This is a genomic window from Actinopolymorpha sp. B17G11 (assembly GCF_040196095.1).
Taxonomy (GTDB): Bacteria; Actinomycetota; Actinomycetes; order Propionibacteriales; family Actinopolymorphaceae; genus Thermasporomyces.
In genome coordinates this window covers 75,146-93,314 of the sequence record NZ_JBEFTW010000015.1, presented here as the reverse complement: position 1 = coordinate 93,314, position 18,169 = coordinate 75,146, and the positions used below count along the sequence as shown (strand labels likewise).

The 18,169-nt window shown below is 68.6% G+C and carries 16 protein-coding genes and 1 pseudogene; 10 read left to right on the top strand and 7 right to left on the bottom strand.

Going from position 1 to position 18,169, the window contains the following annotated elements:
• Positions 1 to 75 precede the first annotated feature (75 nt).
• The gene (locus tag ABN028_RS17145; RefSeq protein ID WP_349697253.1) at positions 76 to 642 is read right to left on the bottom strand and encodes a helix-turn-helix domain-containing protein; all 567 of its coding nucleotides are present in this window, start codon (positions 640 to 642) and stop codon (positions 76 to 78) included.
• A 278-nt stretch (positions 643 to 920) separates the two neighbouring features.
• On the opposite strand from ABN028_RS17145, the gene ABN028_RS17140 reads away from it, so the two are divergent.
• The 3 genes and pseudogenes from ABN028_RS17140 to ABN028_RS35375 form a co-directional block, all read left to right on the top strand.
• Positions 921 to 1,508: a GNAT family N-acetyltransferase gene (locus ABN028_RS17140; protein WP_349330773.1), complete on the top strand. Its 588-nt coding sequence runs from the start codon at positions 921 to 923 to the stop codon at positions 1,506 to 1,508.
• A 97-nt stretch (positions 1,509 to 1,605) separates the two neighbouring features.
• Positions 1,606 to 2,160, top strand: coding sequence for an isochorismatase family protein (locus ABN028_RS17135; RefSeq protein WP_349697252.1), 555 nt, complete (start codon positions 1,606 to 1,608; stop codon positions 2,158 to 2,160).
• 41 nt (positions 2,161 to 2,201) lie between these two features.
• Positions 2,202 to 2,315 (top strand): annotated as a pseudogene (locus tag ABN028_RS35375) (mycothiol transferase); the annotation flags it as partial.
• A gap of 42 nt (positions 2,316 to 2,357) precedes the next feature.
• Here ABN028_RS35375 and ABN028_RS17130 read toward each other — a convergent pair.
• Positions 2,358 to 2,744, bottom strand: coding sequence for a hypothetical protein (locus tag ABN028_RS17130; RefSeq protein WP_349330771.1), 387 nt, complete (start codon positions 2,742 to 2,744; stop codon positions 2,358 to 2,360).
• A 46-nt stretch (positions 2,745 to 2,790) separates the two neighbouring features.
• A complete protein-coding gene (locus ABN028_RS17125; protein ID WP_349330770.1) occupies positions 2,791 to 3,540 on the bottom strand; it encodes an HAD family hydrolase in 750 nt (249 codons plus the stop codon).
• Positions 3,541 to 3,658: 118 nt separating this feature from the next.
• Between ABN028_RS17125 and ABN028_RS17120 the strand changes: the two genes are divergently transcribed.
• The 4 genes from ABN028_RS17120 (at position 3,659) to ABN028_RS17105 (ending at position 9,020) form a co-directional block, all read left to right on the top strand.
• Positions 3,659 to 4,399: a LuxR C-terminal-related transcriptional regulator gene (locus ABN028_RS17120; RefSeq protein WP_349330769.1), complete on the top strand. Its 741-nt coding sequence runs from the start codon at positions 3,659 to 3,661 to the stop codon at positions 4,397 to 4,399.
• Positions 4,400 to 4,644: 245 nt separating this feature from the next.
• Positions 4,645 to 7,095 (top strand): beta-glucosidase, encoded by a 2,451-nt coding sequence (locus ABN028_RS17115; RefSeq protein WP_349697251.1) that lies wholly within the window; start codon positions 4,645 to 4,647, stop codon positions 7,093 to 7,095.
• A gap of 50 nt (positions 7,096 to 7,145) precedes the next feature.
• Positions 7,146 to 8,309, top strand: coding sequence for a sigma-70 family RNA polymerase sigma factor (locus ABN028_RS17110; RefSeq protein WP_349697250.1), 1,164 nt, complete (start codon positions 7,146 to 7,148; stop codon positions 8,307 to 8,309).
• An 84-nt stretch (positions 8,310 to 8,393) separates the two neighbouring features.
• The gene (locus ABN028_RS17105; RefSeq protein ID WP_349330766.1) at positions 8,394 to 9,020 is read left to right on the top strand and encodes a maleylpyruvate isomerase N-terminal domain-containing protein; all 627 of its coding nucleotides are present in this window, start codon (positions 8,394 to 8,396) and stop codon (positions 9,018 to 9,020) included.
• Positions 9,021 to 9,114: 94 nt separating this feature from the next.
• On the opposite strand, the gene ABN028_RS17100 is transcribed toward ABN028_RS17105, so the two are convergent.
• From ABN028_RS17100 to ABN028_RS17090, 3 genes are all read right to left on the bottom strand, one after another.
• Positions 9,115 to 10,101 carry a phosphotransferase family protein gene (locus ABN028_RS17100; RefSeq protein WP_349697249.1) on the bottom strand — a complete coding sequence of 329 codons (987 nt, stop codon included), beginning with the start codon at positions 10,099 to 10,101 and terminating at the stop codon, positions 9,115 to 9,117.
• Positions 10,102 to 10,165: 64 nt separating this feature from the next.
• A complete protein-coding gene (locus tag ABN028_RS17095) occupies positions 10,166 to 11,416 on the bottom strand; it encodes a hypothetical protein (protein WP_349697248.1) in 1,251 nt (416 codons plus the stop codon).
• Entirely contained in the window at positions 11,413 to 13,752 is a 2,340-nt protein-coding gene (locus ABN028_RS17090) for a S41 family peptidase (protein WP_349697247.1), read from the bottom strand. The genes ABN028_RS17095 and ABN028_RS17090 overlap by 4 nt, the downstream gene beginning before the upstream one ends.
• Before the next feature lie 86 nt (positions 13,753 to 13,838).
• Between ABN028_RS17090 and ABN028_RS17085 the strand changes: the two genes are divergently transcribed.
• Complete coding sequence (locus ABN028_RS17085) at positions 13,839 to 14,978, top strand: helix-turn-helix domain-containing protein (protein WP_349697246.1); 1,140 nt, start codon at positions 13,839 to 13,841, stop codon at positions 14,976 to 14,978.
• Entirely contained in the window at positions 14,975 to 15,508 is a 534-nt protein-coding gene (locus ABN028_RS17080; RefSeq protein ID WP_349689080.1) for a hypothetical protein, read from the top strand. Before ABN028_RS17085 ends, ABN028_RS17080 begins: the two co-directional genes overlap by 4 nt.
• A 133-nt stretch (positions 15,509 to 15,641) precedes the next feature.
• On the opposite strand, the gene ABN028_RS17075 is transcribed toward ABN028_RS17080, so the two are convergent.
• On the bottom strand, positions 15,642 to 16,301 hold the full coding sequence (locus ABN028_RS17075) for an MBL fold metallo-hydrolase (RefSeq protein WP_349697245.1): 660 nt from the start codon (positions 16,299 to 16,301) through the stop codon (positions 15,642 to 15,644).
• 122 nt (positions 16,302 to 16,423) lie between these two features.
• Here ABN028_RS17075 and argS point away from each other — a divergent pair, with 122 nt between their 5' ends.
• Positions 16,424 to 18,154, top strand: a complete 1,731-nt coding sequence (gene argS / locus ABN028_RS17070) for an arginine--tRNA ligase (RefSeq protein ID WP_349697244.1) — start codon at positions 16,424 to 16,426, stop codon at positions 18,152 to 18,154.
• The last annotated feature ends 15 nt before the right edge of the window (positions 18,155 to 18,169 follow it).

The following is an 18,169-nucleotide window of genomic DNA, read 5'->3' as shown; positions in this document are numbered from 1 at the left end:
CATCAGAACAAGCGACTTCCGTACTGTGCAGGAGCAGCGTTTCGACCGGAGCCGATCCCATACGCACAGCCCAGGTTAGTTCTGGGGCTCCGGGAGTCGGGGATGCTCGGTCGGGTAGAGCGCAACCATGAATGCGTGGGCCTTGCCTGGATTTCGTCTGGGCAACTGCGCGAACTCGTTGACCAGGTCCAGGACGCGGCGGTAGAACTCCTCGGCGTCTGCGTCGTCGATCCAGGCGTAGCGCTTGATCGCGCGGAGATTGTCGTCGATGTGAGCGGGAGCGGCCTCGGCTGCCCACTCGGCCATTCGGTTAGGGATCAGCTCGGTCTGTTCAGGCGTGATCTGGCCGACGTAGAAGACTCGTGCGGTTCTCCCGTAGAAGCGTTCCTCTTGTCCCCGGATGGTGCGCGTTCGTACGACCTTGAGCATCCCGGCGTCGGTCAGGAGATCGACGTGATAGGCGACCGTGCTCTTTGGGCGCTTTACCGCAGAGGCTAGTTCTTGCACCGAGGCCGCCCTCTCGAGCAGTAGTTCGAGCAGGGTGCCGCGGAAGGAGTCGAACATCGCCTTGAGCTCCTGGGTGGACGTGACGATGCGCACGTCGTCGAGCTCGTAGTCCGGCACCTGCTGACTGATCGACATTTCTCGATTACTCCGCTACTGTGACTGCTCGAAATATCTGGATTAGTTTCGCGGCCAGGCTACGCGTCGCGGCACGAAACGATCAACTACACGCGATAAGCGCCAGGCGAGGGATCTCGTGACCGGCGAGGGCGGATGGGAATCGAGGCTGGACATGGTTGTCGTGGATGTGGAACACGTTGGAGGGTCTTCCTGGGAACCGGCGGCGTCGAGGATCGAGTGCGCCGGACGTCGGCCGCACCCGGCGAAACGCTGCCTGACCTCGGATGAGGTGCCGAATGCCTGACAGGACGGCGGCCAAGCCATACACCGTCCGCCCGCTCGATGCGTCGACATGGGATGCCTTCGCGGAGTTGGTCGAGCGTAACGGTGGGGTATTCGGCGGATGCTGGTGCATGGGCGGTCACCCCGAGGCCGCGCAGGAAGGCCTGGACAAACGCGCCGCGAAGGAAGAGCGCGTACGCACGGGCCGAGCCCATGCCGCGCTGGTATTCGATGCCGAAGGCGTTGCCCAAGGTTGGGCGCGTTACGGCAGCCTCGAAGAGCTGCCGGGAATCAGTCACCGGCGCGCGTATGAGCAGGATCCACCACCGCGGCCAGACTGGCGCATCAGCTGTTTCTACGTCGACAAGCGTCACCGCCAGCAGGGCGTCGCCCGGGCCGCCCTCGAAGGGGCGCTCGACCAGATCGCGCGGGCAGGCGGAGGGCTCGTCGAGGCGATCCCTGAGGTGACCACCGGGCGCACGGCGCATGGCCGGTTCCTGTTCAACGCGACGGTCGAGCTGTTCGAGCAGAACGGATTCCAGCGCGTACGCCAGGTCGGCAAGCACGCATGGATCGTCACCCGCGTCCTCGACCCCGCCTGACCTCCGTCGAGGTCACACCAGGCCCCGGCCCGAGCATCCGGATCCGCCCACAGTTATCCATCTGGCCAGAGCCCGTTCGACGAGCAAGGAGATCGCTATGACCACCCTGTCAGATCGACCCAACACCGCTTTGATGGTGATCGACGTCCAGAACGGCGTGGTGGCCGATGCGTACGAGCGCGACAGCGTCGTCGCCAACATCGGCACACTCGTCGACCGGGCTCGCGAAGAGGGCGTCGCCATCGTGTGGGTTCAGCACTCCTCCGAGCAGATGACAACAGGGAGTGAATCCTGGGCCTACGTCGCGGAACTGAGACGTCAGGAGTCAGAACCGTTGGTGCACAAGACATTCGCCGATTCCTTCGAAGACACCGACCTCGAGGACGTACTGGCCAAGGCTGGTGTCGGACGCCTGGTCGTGACAGGAGCGCAGACGGACGAGTGCATCCGGTCTACGATCCACGGCGCCTTTGTACGTGGCTACGACGTGACTCTCGTCGGCGACGCGCACACAACGGAGGATCTGAGCCCGTGGGGTGCTCCACCGCCGGACAAGGTCATCTCGCATACGAACCTCTATTGGCAGAACCACTCGGCGCCCGGCCGCACTGCCGGAGTCACGGAAACAAAGGACGTGACGTTCAGCGGCTGAAGGGCCGGCATCGGAGCGAGCCGACTGTCAAACGAACCGGCATGCTGCGCCGACGGCATCCACCGTCGAAGACGACCCTGGCCGGCTTGATCAAGCACATGGCCTCAGTCGAGGAGTGCTGGACCGCGGACGCTCAAGGTCGTAAACCCGACCTGCCGTGGGATCCGGCCGAAGCCGAGGAGGACTGGGACTGGAACTCAGCGGTCACCTTCGCGACCAGCCTGTCCGTGACCAAGCCCTTCACCGGACGCGTCGTCGTCTTCGGTTCGGCATCCGGAGAGGCCAGCCTCACGACCCACGACCTGGTCTTCGCCCACCAGGTACAGGTCAAGGGACCGCACATAGGCGCATTGGCGACCGCGGCGCCTTCCATCTACCGACGTCTGCTCGATGAGATCGAAACGCTCATTGAGCAAGGCGTGTATATCCCCGGCACTCCACACATTCATCCCCTCAGCGACGGCCCGGCCGTGCTCCAAGAACTTGAAGCGGGCGTGACGCACGGCAAGCATGCCCTCGACCCAACGCGATGGGGTGAGCATTGTGAGCCATCGCAACGCTCCGCTGTCGGAACGCTTGGACACTGCCACCCTCGTTCACCCGAACGCTGGCTCGTCGACGGGCGACAGCTCAGAACCCGCGCCGGGACGACGAATCAACGCCGCGGAGCAGCTCGACCAGCGGCATGTCGGCCATGGAGGTCAGCACCATGTCGGCGTCGTGGAGGGGGAGCTGCCTTGTCATCGCGTTGGGGACGACGACGCAGGACAGTCCGGCCGCCCTCGCCGCCGCCAGTCCGTTGGGGGAGTCTTCCAGGGCGATCGCCCGCTCCGGCGCGACGCCGAGTGCCTCGACGGCGACCTGGTAGAGCGCCGGGTCCGGCTTGGTCCTGCGTACGTCCTCGGACGTCTTGACGGTGTCGAAGTGCTCGGTCAGGCCGAGCCGGCGCAGGTGCCCGTCGACCCAGCTCAGCGGGGAGCTGGACGCCAACCCGATCTTGAGGCCGTGTTCTCGCGCGTCCCGGAGATACGCCTCCACGCCGGGCAGGATCGGGTTGGCCGCGATCAGCTCGTGGACGCGGGCCCGCTTGGCGGTACGGATGGCTGTCCGGTCGACGCTTCGGCCGCTCAGGTCGGCGAGATGGGCGTACGGATCCCAGCCGTGATCGGAGCTGCCGATGCACTGCGCCCAGATCTCGATCTCCAGTACGGCGTCATGGGCGGCGAAGATCTCCTGCCACGCCTGGAACTCCGGTACCTCGGTGTCGAGGATGAGCCCGTCGAAGTCGAACACCAGGGCCTCGAAAACCGGGGCCTCGAACGCCGGCATGGGTCGCGGTTCAGCCGGGCCGTCACCGTCCTGCACCTCAGATCTCTCCACGACGACCATTCTGGGTTGTCGTAGGTCCGACGTGGTCGACGACCCGCGGAGGCGCCCTCGGATGCCCCGGGCGTCGAGGGGGAGGTAATTGCCCGGGCGGGCCACCTAGGCTCCGGGCATGGCAGCGCGCGACAACCGTCGGGAGCCCCGGCCACGTGGCCGCCCGCCGCACCCTGACGTGCTGACGCCCACCGAGTGGGCGGTCCTGCTGAAGGTCCGGGAAGGGCTAGGTAACGCCGAGATCGCCCAGATCCGCGGATGTCGCGTCGACACCGTGAAGTACCACGTCGCGAACATCGTCGGGAAGCTGCAGCTCACCGACCGGGCAGCCCTGCAGCGCTGGTCCGGCCGACCACTCGGGGACGAGCCAGGGCCCGGGATCGACCTCGCCCGGGCCGAGAGGAGACAGAAGATGGCCACCACGACCGCACCAGGCACGCTCACCGGGATCGCACCGATGTTCCTCGTCGACGACGTGGCGAGGACCGCCGAGTGGTACCGCGACCACCTGGGTTTCGACATCGGCGACTACCTCCGCGAGGACCACGCGCATGGCCGAATGCACGAGAGCCTCGGTGAGCCCGTCTTCGCGATCCTGCACCGCGACGGCCAGCGGGTGATGCTGGGGCGGACGACGGAGCGCGGCAGGGGCGTGCACTCCAACCAGGACTTCAAGAAGATGTCCTGCGACGCGTACTTCTGGGTCGAGGACGTCGAGGCGTTGTACGCCTATGCGAAGGCGGCCCGCGTGACCTTCCTGCAGGACCTGCACGACCGGTACTACGGCCTGCGCGAGTTCCAGCTCAGGGACTGCGACGGTCGGGTTCTCACCTTCGGCGGAGACCTGCCTGGCAGCTGAGCAGTCCCTGACGTGGACGGAGCTGGGTTCCTCCTGTTTGGGAGAAACACCTGGAAGCGCGGTCGTCGTCCGGCTGACATTCAGAACGTTGGCCTCGGGACGGCATCGGATCAGGCATTGGCGACAACCCGTTCGAACCCGTCGATCCCTTACCCGGTTGGACTGTCCTACGTCCGGCGCCCCTGGTGACGTGACCCCAGGGCCGGCCATACTCGAAGGCCCGCGTCCCAGAAGGAGTCCACGTCATGCAGATCGAGGCCATGGAGATCGAGTCCGCCGTTGACAAGGCGCTCGCGCGCCTGGACCTCGCGACGAAGGCGAGCCTGCTTGCCGGCAAGGACGTCTGGTCGCTCCCGGCTGTGCCCGAGATCGGGTTGAAGTCGCTGGTGATGTCCGACGGGCCGATCGGCGTACGCGGAACCCGGTGGACGCCCGACGACCCGTCGATCGCGCTGCCCAGCCCCACCGCGCTCGCGGCGACCTGGGATCCGGAGCTGGCCCGGCGTGTCGGGCGGCTGCTCGCCCAGGAGGCGCGCCGCAAGGGCGTGCACCTGCTGCTGGCGCCGACGGTCAACCTGCACCGGAGCCCGCGCGGTGGACGGCATTTCGAGGCGTACTCCGAGGATCCGTTCCTCACCGGCCGGATCGGGGTGGGCTACGTCGCGGGTGTGCAGGACGGCGGCGTCGGTGTGACCGTCAAGCACTATGTGGCGAACGACTCCGAGACCGACCGGTTCACCGTCGACGTGCGCGCGTCGGACCGGGCGCTGCGCGAGCTCTACCTCGCGCCGTTCGAGGCGATCGTGCGCGAGGCCGGCGCCTGGGGTGTGATGACGGCATACAACAAGGTCGACGGCACGACGATGACCGAGCACGACGGGCTGGTGAACGGCGTGCTGAAGGGCGAATGGGGCTTCGACGGGGTGAATGTCTCCGACTGGACCGCGGCCCGCGACACCGTGGGTGCGGCGCTCGGTGGTTTGGACGTCGCGATGCCCGGGCCGCGGACCGTCTTCGGCGAGGCACTGGCGCGCGCCGTCGAGGAGGGCAGGGTGCCCCTGACCGTCGTCGACGAGGCCTGCCGCCGGGTGCTGCGGCTGGCGGCGCGGGTGGGTCTGCTCGCGGGCGCGGGACCTGTCGTGGCGCCCGAAGCGCTCCCGGAACCGGTCGACGGCGAGGGCCTCGCGCGTGAGGCGGCGAGCCGGTCGTTCGTCCTGCTCCGTAACGACGGCCTGCTCCCGCTGGACCCGGGCCGGCTCACGCGAGTGGCGGTCATCGGTGCGGCCGCGGCCGAGGCGCGCGTCCTCGGCGGTGGTTCGGCACAGGTGTTCCCGGAGCGGGTCGTCTCGCCGCTCGACGGTCTCCGGGCGGTCCTGCCCGAGGTGACGTACGCCGTCGGCGCGGATCCGCGGACCAAGCTCGCTCCCGCGGCCGGCGACTTCGGGCTGCACGCGGTGTTCCGGGCCGCCGACGGCACGGTCCTCGGTACGCAACCGCTCCAGGACGGCTCTGCCCGCTGGCTGGGCGACCTGCCGGACGGAGTAGACCTCGCGGCCCTGGACAGCGTCGAGGTCGCGGGCGAGTTCACACCAGCCATCGCTGGCACCCACCGGTTCGGGATCGCCGGTGTGGGGGACTACCGGCTCGTCGTCGACGGTGTGGAGCGGTTCGCCGGCCGGCTGGAGGCCGACAGCGACGATCCTGGCGCGGCGCTACTGAACCCGCCGGAGCTGCGCTTCGACGTCGACCTCTCGTCCGGACGTCCGGTCCAGGTGTCGCTGACCCACCGGGTCGCCCGTGCCGAGGACCGCGACGAGGGTGCGTTCATCACGTTCCGGCTCGGCCATGCCACTCCGACGCCTCCGGCGGACGCGCTGATCGAGCAGGCCGCTGCGGCTGCCGGAACCGCGGACGTCGCGATCGTCGTGGTGGGAACGACCGAGGAGGTCGAGTCGGAGGGTTTCGACCGGTCGAGCCTCGCGCTCCCCGGACGTCAGGACGAGCTGGTCCGGAAGGTCGCGGCCGCCAACGCACGCACGGTGGTCGTCGTCAACGCCGGCTCGCCGGTGGAGATGCCGTGGCGCGACGAGGTGGCGGCCGTCCTGCTGGTCTGGTTCCCGGGCCAGGAGGCCGGCGCGGCCCTGGCCGACGTACTCACGGGAGTCGCCGAGCCCGGCGGGCGGCTGCCGACCACCTGGCCGGTGGCCGCGGCCGATTGCCCCATCCTCGACGTCGAGCCGGTCGACGGTGTGCTGGCGTACGACGAAGGGATCTTCATCGGATACCGCGCATGGCAACGCCGGGAGGGCCCCGCCCCGGCGTACTGGTTCGGGCACGGTCTCGGTTACACCGACTGGTCGTACGACACCATCGACGTACGACCGGCGAGCGATCCGGATCTCGCCGAGGTGACAGTCGGCGTCCGCAACACCGGCACCCGGGCCGGCCGGGAGGTCGTCCAGGTCTACCTCGCGGCCGAGGCGCCCGAACCCGAGCGGCCCGCCCGCTGGCTCACCGGTTTCGCGAGCGTCAGCGCGGCGCCGGGAGAAGCCGCCGAGGTGACCGTCACCGTGCCTCGCCGGGCCGCCGAGGTCTGGGACGACGGCTGGACACTCGTGCCCGGAACCTACCGGGTGGAGGTCGGCAGAAACGCCGCCGACGTCCGGGTCACCGCACCGCTGGCGCTCGGGTCCTAGAAACGCGGACCCGCTTGGGTCGGAGAAACCCGGACAACAACCGTCCCGGGATGGTCATCGCTCCGGGTCCTTCGTACGTGTACAACGTGATGGACATGCCGAGCGACGACTACGACGAAGGGCACATTCGGAGTTTTACGGGAGCCTTTCCGGACCTGTTCCCGCGGGCGGTACGCCTGGCCCGCCGGATCCTCACCGACCAGGCATCGGCCGAGGATGTGGCGGCGGAGGCCCTGACTCGTGCGTACGCGGCCTGGGACCGGATCAACACCTCCGCCGGCCACCGCACCGCATGGGTCCTGAGGGTCACCACCAACCTGGCCATCGACGTCGTACGCCGGCGGGCGAACCTGGAGAGGGTGACCGAGGCGTCGCCCTTCGAGCTCGAGACCCTCGGATCGTCACCGCGCCAGGTGGACGAGCAGGACGCCGCCACCACCCGACTGGTCCTCATCGACGCGATGCGCGGGTTGCCACGCCGCCAGCAGGAGGCGATCACCCTGCGGTATCTCGCCGGCCTCAGCCAGGTCGAGACCGCCCAGGCGCTCGGCGTCAGCACGGGAACCGTGGCGAGACATGTCCATCGCGGTCTCGCCGGCCTTCGGACCCACCTGGCCGAGTTGCAGCCGGCGATAGCAGGGATCACGGAACTCGTCGAAGGAGGACGCATGAAGATCAGTTCGTTGCAGGAAGCAGTGGAGCTGCAGGGCACCGACACCGTGCTCGAAGCGCACGTGACCGGGGTACTGCCCGGCGAGTGGGGGTGGAGCGTCGACGTCGGAATCCCCGCCGTCCTTGTCATGCGCGGACGACGCCAAAGGCCGATTGGCGACGACGACCTGTCCGCGCTCGTGGGCGAGGACGTCGACTGCGTGGTCGCCGAAGTCGACCTGGACCGCGAACGCATGGTCGTGGCGCGGGTGATGAGTGGTGTGGACGAGGAGGAGGAGTACGCCCGACGCCACCGGCTCGTGGCCGGGATTCGGCCCGGCGAGCTGCGGTCGGGACGGGTGCACTCGCTCGTACCGTTCGGTGCGTTCGTGGACATCGGTGGCCTGCATGGACTGGTGCACGTGTCGGAGCTGGGGCGGTCGGTCGACCATCCGGGCGAGGTCCTTCAGGTCGGCCAGGACGTGGACGTCGAGGTCCTCGACACGAACGTCGAGCTCCAGCGGGTCGCGCTCCGCCTCCATCAGATCGCCTCAACGCAGTGAGACTCCCGCCGCCTCCTCGTGTCCGGCACGGTTCGGGCGTACGGCACCATGGGAAGCTGCCGTGCGACGAAAAAGGCGGGTGTGATGGGAGTACGTAGCGACTATCTGGCCGTTGCCGACTCGGCCGTGGCGTTGCTGAAGGATTTGGCGGTCGCGTCGAAGTGGGACGGACCGAGTGCGCTCGAGGACTTCAGCGTCGGAGGGCTCGCGTTCCATCTGGCCAACCAGATCTTCCATGTCCCGCAGACGACACCGTCCTCCGGTCCGGCGATCTCGCTCGCGGAGAACTACGCCCGGGCCGCCTGGGTCGGCAAGGACGCGTCGCACGAGGTGAACGTCGGGATCCGCCAGCGCAGCGAGAACGACGCCACAGAAGGCGTTTCGACATTGATCAGCCAGGTCGAGGCCGCGCTCGCCGAGGTCAGGGCGTTGATCGCCGAAGCACCCGAGGACCTTGTCGTCCACATCGAACGGGCAGGTTGGGACCTGACATTCGACGACTTCCTGACGACCCGGCTGATGGAGCTCGTCGTCCATTCCGACGACCTCGCGGTGAGCGTGGGAGTTCCGACGCCTCCCGTGCCCGAGTCGGCGGCGCGGACGGTCGTGGATCTGCTGAGCGGGATCGCGGTACGACGGCACGGTGCGACGGCGGTGATCCGGGCTCTGTCCAGGGCCGAACGCGCGCCCTCGACGATCGCCGCCTTCTAGCCCGGACGGTCAGGTCCCGCTGGCGCCGGCCCTGGGCCCCGACCTGGCCCGGAATGGCTGGTGGCCGCCGGCGCCTTCGGACACGCGCCGGTCCTCAACCGGGCTGGGCAGCCAGTTCGGCGATCCGGCTGACCCGCGCGGCGACCACCGGGTGGTCGCGGGGGATACCGCGTTCGGGAGCGAGCCAGCCACACAGTTCAGGAAGACCGTGTACCACCGCCGACCGCCTGATCGACTCCAGGTGGTCGGGCGGCAACGGCTGGACCCGCTGGTAGCCCTCGAGCAGCACCGGCAACAGCGGGACGCCCAACACCTCCGGGGCGTTGAGATGGAAGAACCCGAGGTCGAACAGGGAATCAGTACCTCGGATCTCGCCGAAGTCGATGAGTCCGGTGTACGCACCACGCTGGACGAAGATGTGGGCCAGCGTGAGGTCACCGTGCGCGAGGGTGGCGGCCGGCACGGGGCGGGCGATCTCCTGCTCGACCAGCCGTTCGATGGCGTCGAGAGTCTCGGTGCTGAAGGCGGTGGCGAGTGGACCCGGCCATGTGTGGCGTGGCGGAAGGCCGTCGATGACGAAACTGCCGTAGGTGTCGAGCTGCGCCTGTAGCGGCCCAGGTCCGCGCCGCTGGATCCAGCCGAAGCCCTTCACCGGATGCTGGTTGAGCCGGGCAAGGTCGGCGCCCGCCTCCTGGAGTGCCGTGGTCGCACCCGACCGGACCGAGACCTGTTCGAGGGGGACGCCGTGGATCTCGGTGGTGATGAGGACAGAGCGCCCGAGCGCGGGGTCGAACGGCTCGACGTGGACCGGCTCGGGAACCCGGACACCCAGCTGGCGGAGCTGGCGGAAGAGTTCCGCCTCCGCCTCGAGATTCTCATCGGCCTCCTCCGCGAGCCGGAGATAGAACGTCTCGCGGTCGCGGCGCAGACGGTAGACCTGGGTACGGAGGCCGTCAGGTGTGCGCTGACAGGAGACAGGCACCGTGGTGCCGAACGCCCTGTCGACGACGGCGTCAAGAGCAGCCTGGTCGACGTCGGGCTTGCGGGCGAGCACGGGCAGGTATCTGGGCCCTTCATGCATGGCGGTAACCGTACGGACGTCCCTTTTCGAAGTAAATGCCCAAACCGGACATCTCCCGATCGGCTCACGGCATGGGCTCGACGTGCCACGCGTCGCCGTCCGGCCGGAGCCGCCAGACATCTGTCACCCGGAGGGTCCAGCCGTCGCCGTTCAACGTGGTGGGAAGGGACGGCGGGGATCCGTCCGGAAGGGTCGAGGCATCGAGCGGCACCCAGATCTCGGACCAGTCGGGCGTGAGGAGCGCGCCGCCTGGTGCGACGAGTTCGCAACCATCCGGTGAGCGCCAGGCGAGGTGGCGATAGACGGTGCCGATGTCGAGGGGTGTGACCTGGCCCGGACGGAACGTCAGCCCGTTGCGCTGCCAGCGGATTCGTAGCACTCTCGATGCCGCGAACCGCTTCCTGAGCACGTCGACCTTGGCTTGCTGCCGCTTCTCGCGGGCGGTTTCGAGTCGTCGTACACCCTCGAGTCCGTACGCTTCTCCACGCGTTTCGGCGGCGGCCAGGTCGTGGTTCTCAACCGTCTCGGACAGCAGCGCCTGGAGGTCCTTGACGACCTGCAGCCGACGTCGCCATTCGCTGCCGGTCGCGTCGAGAAGATATCCGTACGCAGGTCCGGTGTGGTACGGAAAGCTGCGTACCCACGACACCTCGTCACCGTCAGGAAGGTCCTGCACATGCTCGGCCAACGCCTGCGGTGAAGCGCCCGAGAGCCGCCAGCCGGTGTACTCCGCCATTCCTTCGGCGATGTCGAGGTTCTGTTCGCGCATCGCCTCTGCCGCCGTCGCATGCAGACCTCGACGACGGCGGAACAGCAGAGCATCGGCCGCCGCGGATCGCCACTCGTCGTCCGTCCCCACGAGCGCGAGAGCACGGGAGAGGGCGACGCTTTCGAGTCGTAACCAGGTCCGCCCGTTCGCGGTGTCGAGCAGGTCGGCTCCAGGGACGCCGGTGGTCTCGATCGAGGTGATGTCGGAGAAGAGTTGCGGTTGCACCACTACGTGCCACGCTTCGTGGAGCAACTCGCGCACGGCCGCCTTATCGGTGTCGTGGAAGGAGAACTCGCTGGCCGCCCATCGCCTACCCGCCCACTCGAGCGAGGTACTTCCGAGTGCGAAGTCCGGCGGCCGTGGGCCCGACCACAGGCCTTGACCGTCAGGTGCGTAGCCCGGTCGGCACGGATCGGCGGTGAGCAGGATGCGGTCGTCCTCGATGCCCATCCACGAGACGTCCGCGAGCGAGATGCCCCACAGGTCACCGTCATCGGCAACGAGACAGGCTCGTGCGGTGGAGACGAGGTCGGCGAAGCGTGTCATGGCCGCACGTCCAATCGTGACTGCCGCAAGGCGGCGATGGCGGCCTCCAGCACGTCGTCCCGGCCGGCGGCGATTCCCTCTGGCGTTGGCGCGACGAGGATGTCGGGGTGGATGCCGAGGTTCTGGAACCGGGCCCCGTCGGCGTAGGTGACCCGCATCCCGGTGAAGCTCACAGAAGCCCCTCCAGGAAGGTCCACCCAGGTGACGTTGCCGTTCGTGCCGGCGGTCGGCGTACCGACGAAGATCCCGCGGCCGGCGTTGCGGAGGCAGATGCAGAAGTCCTCGGACTGGCTGATCGCCCGATCGTCGATCAGCACCGCGACCTCGCCGCCATAGTGCAGGTCCAGGTCGGGATGGATGAGGTAGTGCTCCTGCGTCCAGTACTCGGCCACGTGGTCGCGCCCCGGTGTCGTTCCTGCCCCGCCACCTCGCCGCGAACCCGAACGCAAGGGAAAGTGGTAGTGCGGGCTGTGGCACGGACGGTCGATCAGCCGGGGTACGACGGTGCCGCGCGGATAGCACCGCGGGTACCCACGCATGTCGAGGAGGAGCCCGGGCGCGTCGACGAAACGGGCGAACGCCTCGTCGACGACCGCTGGACTCTCGGCCGTCGCGAGGTCGAGGTAGCCGAACTCCTCGACCCAGCGTGCTGCGTCCTGGTTGTGTGCCGGCGGACTCAGTTGAGACGCTGGACGGCTCCGCGTCACCGTGACCTTCCGGTCGTGTCCGCCGGAGTTGACGGTCAGTTCGGCAGGTGAGTTCGCCGGCCCGAGGAGGACGACCCGCGACAGCCTCGCCATCCGTGCCTGGGGCGTCGAGGCGGAGATGAGGGGCGCGTACTCGGCGGCGACGTCGGTGAGTGTCCGGCCGTCGACCTGCGTCACGTCCATTCCCGGGACGAGCTCCTGACCGTCCTCGCTCCCGCGCGCCGTCGCGTCGGGCGGTTCGCCGACGACAAAGCGATCGCCCAACGCCAGCAGGCGGATCGGTGGCGCATGCGTGGCCGACCGCGCGACGAACACCTGCTCGCGCAAGGCGTGGTTGACACTCACGTGACTGTCGTTGAGGAGTGCGGTCAGCTCGAGCAGGACCTCGCCCCAAGTGGCGATGGTGCCAGCCGCCTCGACCCGTGGGACCCACTCGTCGAGAAGGCGCGGCCAGTCGAGGTCGGCGTACTCCAGATGTGGAGAGAACTCACCGAGGACGCACCAGAGTTTGAATAGTCCCAGGAGCCGCGCCTCACGAGAGGGCAGGTCCGGTGAGGTGGTGACCCGCTCGTACGCCGGTGAATCGGGCAGGACGAGCGGGCGCCCGGTCAGGCGTTCCGGCGTCCCGTCGTGAAGCAGGCCTGCGGCGGCGGCGACCGCGGCGTCCGGATCGCTGGGCGACACGATGCGGTCAGGTGTGACGTCGACCAGACTGTGGCCGGTGGCCAGCCGATGGTGGCGTTGGCAGACCTCGACGTCTCCCCACAGCAGGAGCGACTCGCCGGTCGCCCGGGCCGCCGGAACATGAGGGCCGTCCGCGGTCTCGTGGACGACGAACGGTCGCCCCGCGGACTGGAGTCCGGCCAGCGCCACCTCACATCGAGCGAAGGACTCGTCGTCGACGATGACCGCGAGCGGACCGGTGTAGGAGGGCAGTGCGTCGAAGTCGGTCGACGCGTACCTTGCGCGTACGGGTGGACCGGCCGAGCGCATCGGAGTGAGGAAACCGGCGGATCGGTGTTCCCAGGTCGAGCCGTAGACCGACCTCCTTCCGACCGCGGAGCCCTCGTTCCAACCATGGTGGACGCGTTCGAGCCGGCCGGGCGTCGGGAGCGGGGAGTCGACGAAGAAGCCGAACGCGTCCGGCAGCGGGCTTTGTGCCCAGGTAGCGGAGCCCACGGGGTACGCACGCCGCAGGTCGAGGACGATCCCGGTGCCGTCGGCGAGGCTGTCGACCGCTTCTCCCCACCTGGTCAGCAGGTCGGGTTGCTCGGTGAGGCCGGCGTTGCCCGCGTCCAGGTATCCGAGACCGCCCGAAAGCCGGCGAGCGGAGGGCAGCCGGACAGTTTCGACCGTCTCGCCTGCGCGGTCATCTCGGAGGCGGCCGGTAGGGGAAGTGTTGCTCGCGACCGCCCGGGTCCACCGATCGTCGAGGTGGCGGATCAGGAGGTTGAGGGCGGCGGCGTACGCCTCGCCGGTCTGAGCCGCCTCCACGCGCGGGATGGCGGCCACCAGCAGGTCCTCCCACCGCTCATCTGGAACGGTCAGGCTCGGATGGTAGAAGTACAGCTCGCCCCACACACGCGCCAGTCCGGTCAGTCGCTCGATCCGCGCGGAGTCGCCAGCCATTGGTCGAGTATGACCCGGTTTCGCACGCGTCCTCGGGCACGCGGACCGTGTTGCGATTTTCGCAACGTACGCATAGGCTCGATCTCATGGCCGACTCCACCGCGACACGGGTGCGCGCACTGATCGAGTCCAGCGGGCTCACGCAGTCGGCGTTCGCCGCCAGAGCGGGGCTGGACGCGTCGAAGATGTCCAAGTCACTGTCGGGCGTGCGGCGGTTCACCTCGTTGGACCTCGCTCACATCGCTGAGCTCGGCGACGTGACCGTCGACTGGCTTCTCGGCGGGAGGGCCGGCCCGCCCGCGGTGGCTGCCCGCGCGGAGAGCTCCCATGACGGTGGAGTGGATGCGGGCGTTCGCGAGGCGACCCGCCTGGCGCAGGCGCGGGAGGATCTCGCGTTCCTCGGCTATGCGCAGGCATCGGGCACGGTGCGTTCGGTCGACGCTCGCGACCGGCCGGCGGACAATGGCGCCCGCCTCGCCGCCCGGGTCGTCGACCAACTCCGCGACGCAGGAGGCGATCCGCTTGCCCGGGATCTCGCGTCCGTCGTCGAGCACTACTTCGGCATCGGCGTCGCCGTGAGCATGATTCCGGCCGGGTGTGACGGCCTGGCCTGGCACGACCAGCACACCCGGCTCATCCTGGTGGCGACGAGCGAGTATCCGACCCGGCAACGCTTCACGGTCGCTCACGAGCTGGGCCACCTGCTGGCCGGCGACGACCAGGGCCTCTCGATCGACAAGGACGTGATGGATCCGGAACGCCGGCGCCATCCGTCCGAGGCCACCGCCAACGCCTTCGCCGCCGCGTTCCTGCTTCCGGAGGACGCGTTGCGCGACGCTGTACCGAGCGACGGCGGGTTGTCGGTCGATGACTTCGCCGCGCTGGTCATGCGCCTCTCCGTCTCGCCCAGCACCCTCGCCTACCGCCTTCACGCCCTCGGCCTCATCGCGACCCCGCTTCGGGAAGAGTTCCGTACGCTGACGACCGCCGCATGCGCGTTCCGGGTGGGGCGGAGCGGTGAGTTCGCTGACTGGATCGAGTCGAGTCGCCGGTCGCGGCTCCCCGCAGCGCTCGTCCGGGACACCTTCACGGCCTATCTCGATGGCAAGGCCACCCTGCGACCGTTCGCCAACCTCGTCGGTGTCGATGTCGACATCCTGCGGCGGGCCCTCGAGACGCCGGCTGAACCGGGCGCCGGCGATCCGGAGCCCGAGTTCGTTCCGTGACCGCCTACTGGTTCCCCGACAACACCGTCCTCTGCAACTTCGCGGCGGTCGACAGCCTGGCGCTACTCGAGGAGACTCTCGCCGGGCGCGGTCGCTGGGTGGAGGCGATCGCCTTCGAGGCGGACCGATCGGCAAGGACCTACCCGTGCCTCGCGACGATCGGGCGCGACGGTTGGCTCGGCAAGCCCGTCGAGATCACCGAAGCCCACGACATCCACCAGATCGAACGCCTCCGCCGCGCGGTCTTCGGCGGGCCACCGCGGCAGGCGCTGCGCCACCTCGGCGAAGCCCAGACCTGTTACGTGATCCAGTCTTGGCCCGAGTTCGCCGGCTCGCACTGGGTGAGTGACGACCGGGAGGCGTTACGGTACGCCCGGCTGGCCGGCATACCCACCTGCGACACCGCCGGTCTGATCAGCGAGGCGATCGCGGGCGACCTTGTTTCGCGTACGCACGGCTATCAGCTCATGCGCGACATGCTGTCCGCCGGTCGCCACCCCCGCGTCCCTTCCCATCCCGCCCACCTCTGAATCCCGCCCACCTCTGAAGGCGAGGTAGTCGTCGATCGACGGTGGGACCACTCGGACAGGTCGCCAGGACCGTCCGAGCCGTCATGCGCTGATCAACTTCTGGCGAAGTGGGCGAAGCCTCGCCCGAGGGATCTCACCAGCCGCGGGAACGCCATTCGCCGAGGTGGGGGCGTTCCGCGCCGAGGGTGGTGTCGGCACCGTGACCCGGATAGACCCACGTCTCGTCCGGCAAGCGGTCGAACAGCTTGCGCTCCACATCGCCCAGGAGGATCTCGAAGTCCTTCTTCGACCCGTGCGTGTTGCCGACCCCGCCGGGGAAGAGGCTGTCACCGGTGAAGATGTGCGGCCGGCCGCCCGGCTCGTCGTACAGCAGGGTGATCGAACCCGGCGTGTGGCCGACCAGATGGATCACCTCGAGTGTGCACGAGCCCACCGACACCTGGTCTCCGTCGCGTAGGACCTCGTCGGTCGGTACCGGGATCCCCTCGGCGTCGTCGACGTGCGCCGCGGTCCGGGCGCCGGTGTGTGCCACGACGTCGGCGAGCGCCTGCCAGTGGTCGCCGTGCCGGTGGGTGGTGACCACACGCGCCAGCGGACCGTCGGCGTCGAGCAGGCCGAGCAGCGTTGCCGCTTCGTTGGCGGCGTCGATGAGGAGCCTCTCGCCGGTCTCGCGGCATCGGAGAAGATAAGCGTTGTTGTCCATCGGACCGACCGCGACCTTGGTGAGGACGAGGCCGGTGAGCTCCCGTACCGCAGGTGGTCCGCCAACCGTTACTTTTCCGTCGTACGCCACAACTCGTCACGCTAGCGCACCGGACACCCGACTCCGCGGTAGCCCTGTGCCCAGGTGTCGCTCGACGACACCTGGGCCGGCCGCGGCAATTCGGTGGACTGGACGTGAGATCCTTATGTGTTGTGACGGACCTTCCCCAGCTGCTGACAGACCGACTGGCCCGTGCCTTCTCCGAGGTTGCCGGCGATCACGCCGACCCCGCGGTCCGGCGTTCCGACCACGCCGACTACCAGGCAGACGGCGCACTCCCGCTGGCGAAGAAGCTCCGCCGCCCCCCGCGCGAGATCGCGGCCGCGATCCTCAACGTCGCCAAGATCGAGGACCTCGTGGCAAAGGCTGAGATCGCGGGTCCGGGGTTCCTCAACCTCACGGTCGCCGACTCCGCGCTGACACGAATCGTCGAGGAGATGGCCGCCGACGAGCGCGTCGGAGTTGCGACCGTAGCCGAGCCGCAGAAGATCCTCGTCGACTACTCCGGGCCGAACGTCGGCAAGGAGCTGCACGTCGGGCACCTGCGCTCGACAGTGATCGGTGACGCACTCGCCAGGCTGCTGGAGTTCCTCGGCCACGACGTGGTCCGGCAGAATCACCTGGGCGACTGGGGGACGACGTTCGGCATGCTCATCGAGCACTTCGCCGATTCGGGCGCCGACCCGACCTCCGACGACTTCGCGCTCGGCGACCTCACGGACTTCTATCAGGCGGCCAGGCGGAAGTTCGACGCCGACGAGGACTTCGCCGACCGGGCCCGCCGTCGGGTGGTCCTCCTGCAGAGCGGTGACGCCGCGACCCACGCGCTGTGGAAACTGTTCATCGAGGAGTCGGAGAAGCACTTCCAGGGCGTCTACGACGCGCTCGACATCACCTTGACCCCTGAGCACAACGTCGGCGAGTCCGCGTACAACGATGGTCTGCCCGGCATCGTGGAGGAACTCGACCGGCTTGGCCTGCTGCGGGAGAGTGACGGCGCCATCTGCCTCTTCCCCGAGGGTTTCACCGGCCGCGACGGCAAGCCGTTCCCGATCATCGTCCGCAAGCGCGACGGCGGCTACAACTACGAAGCCACCGATCTGGTGGCGATCCGCCGGCGCCTGCTCGACCTGCATGCGGACCGGATCTACTACGTCGTCGCCAACGAGCAGCGGTTGCGGCTCGCGATGCTGTTCGTAGCGGCCCGGGACGCCGGCTGGCTCAAGCCTCCAGCCACCGCGGAGCACATCACCATGGGGATGGTGCTCGGCACCGACCGCAAGCGGCTCCGGACCCGGTCCGGAGACCTGCCGAAGCTCGCGGATCTGCTCGACGCGGCGGTACAGCGCGCGGAGGCCGTGGTCAGCGAGAAGGCACCTGACCTCGACGCCGACGAGCGGTCAGCCGTCGCGAGAGCGGTCGGGATCGGGGCGATCAAGTACGGCGACCTGTCCAACGACCGGATCAAGGACTACCTGTTCGACCTCGACCAGATGGTCTCCTTCGACGGCAACACGGCGCCGTATCTCCAGTACGCCCGTGCGCGGATCCTGTCGGTGTTCCGGCGTGGGGAGATCGACCCGGCGAGCATCAAGGGCTCCGAGGTCGTGCTCACCGCCCCGGAGGAGCACCGGCTCGCGCTGCGGCTCGCCGAGTTCGAGGGCGTGCTGCACAAGGCGGCTGAAGGCGTCGAGCTGCACCGGATCTGTGGGTACCTCTTCGACCTGGCCACGGCGTTCACGGCGTTCTACGAACACTGTCCGGTTCTGCGTGCCGAGGACGAGAAGACGAAGACCAGCCGGCTCGTCCTCTGCGACGTGACCGGGCGGGTCCTCGCCACCGGGCTCTCCGTCCTGGGCATCTCGGCTCCCGACCGCATGTAGGAGCCCCCTGTTGCG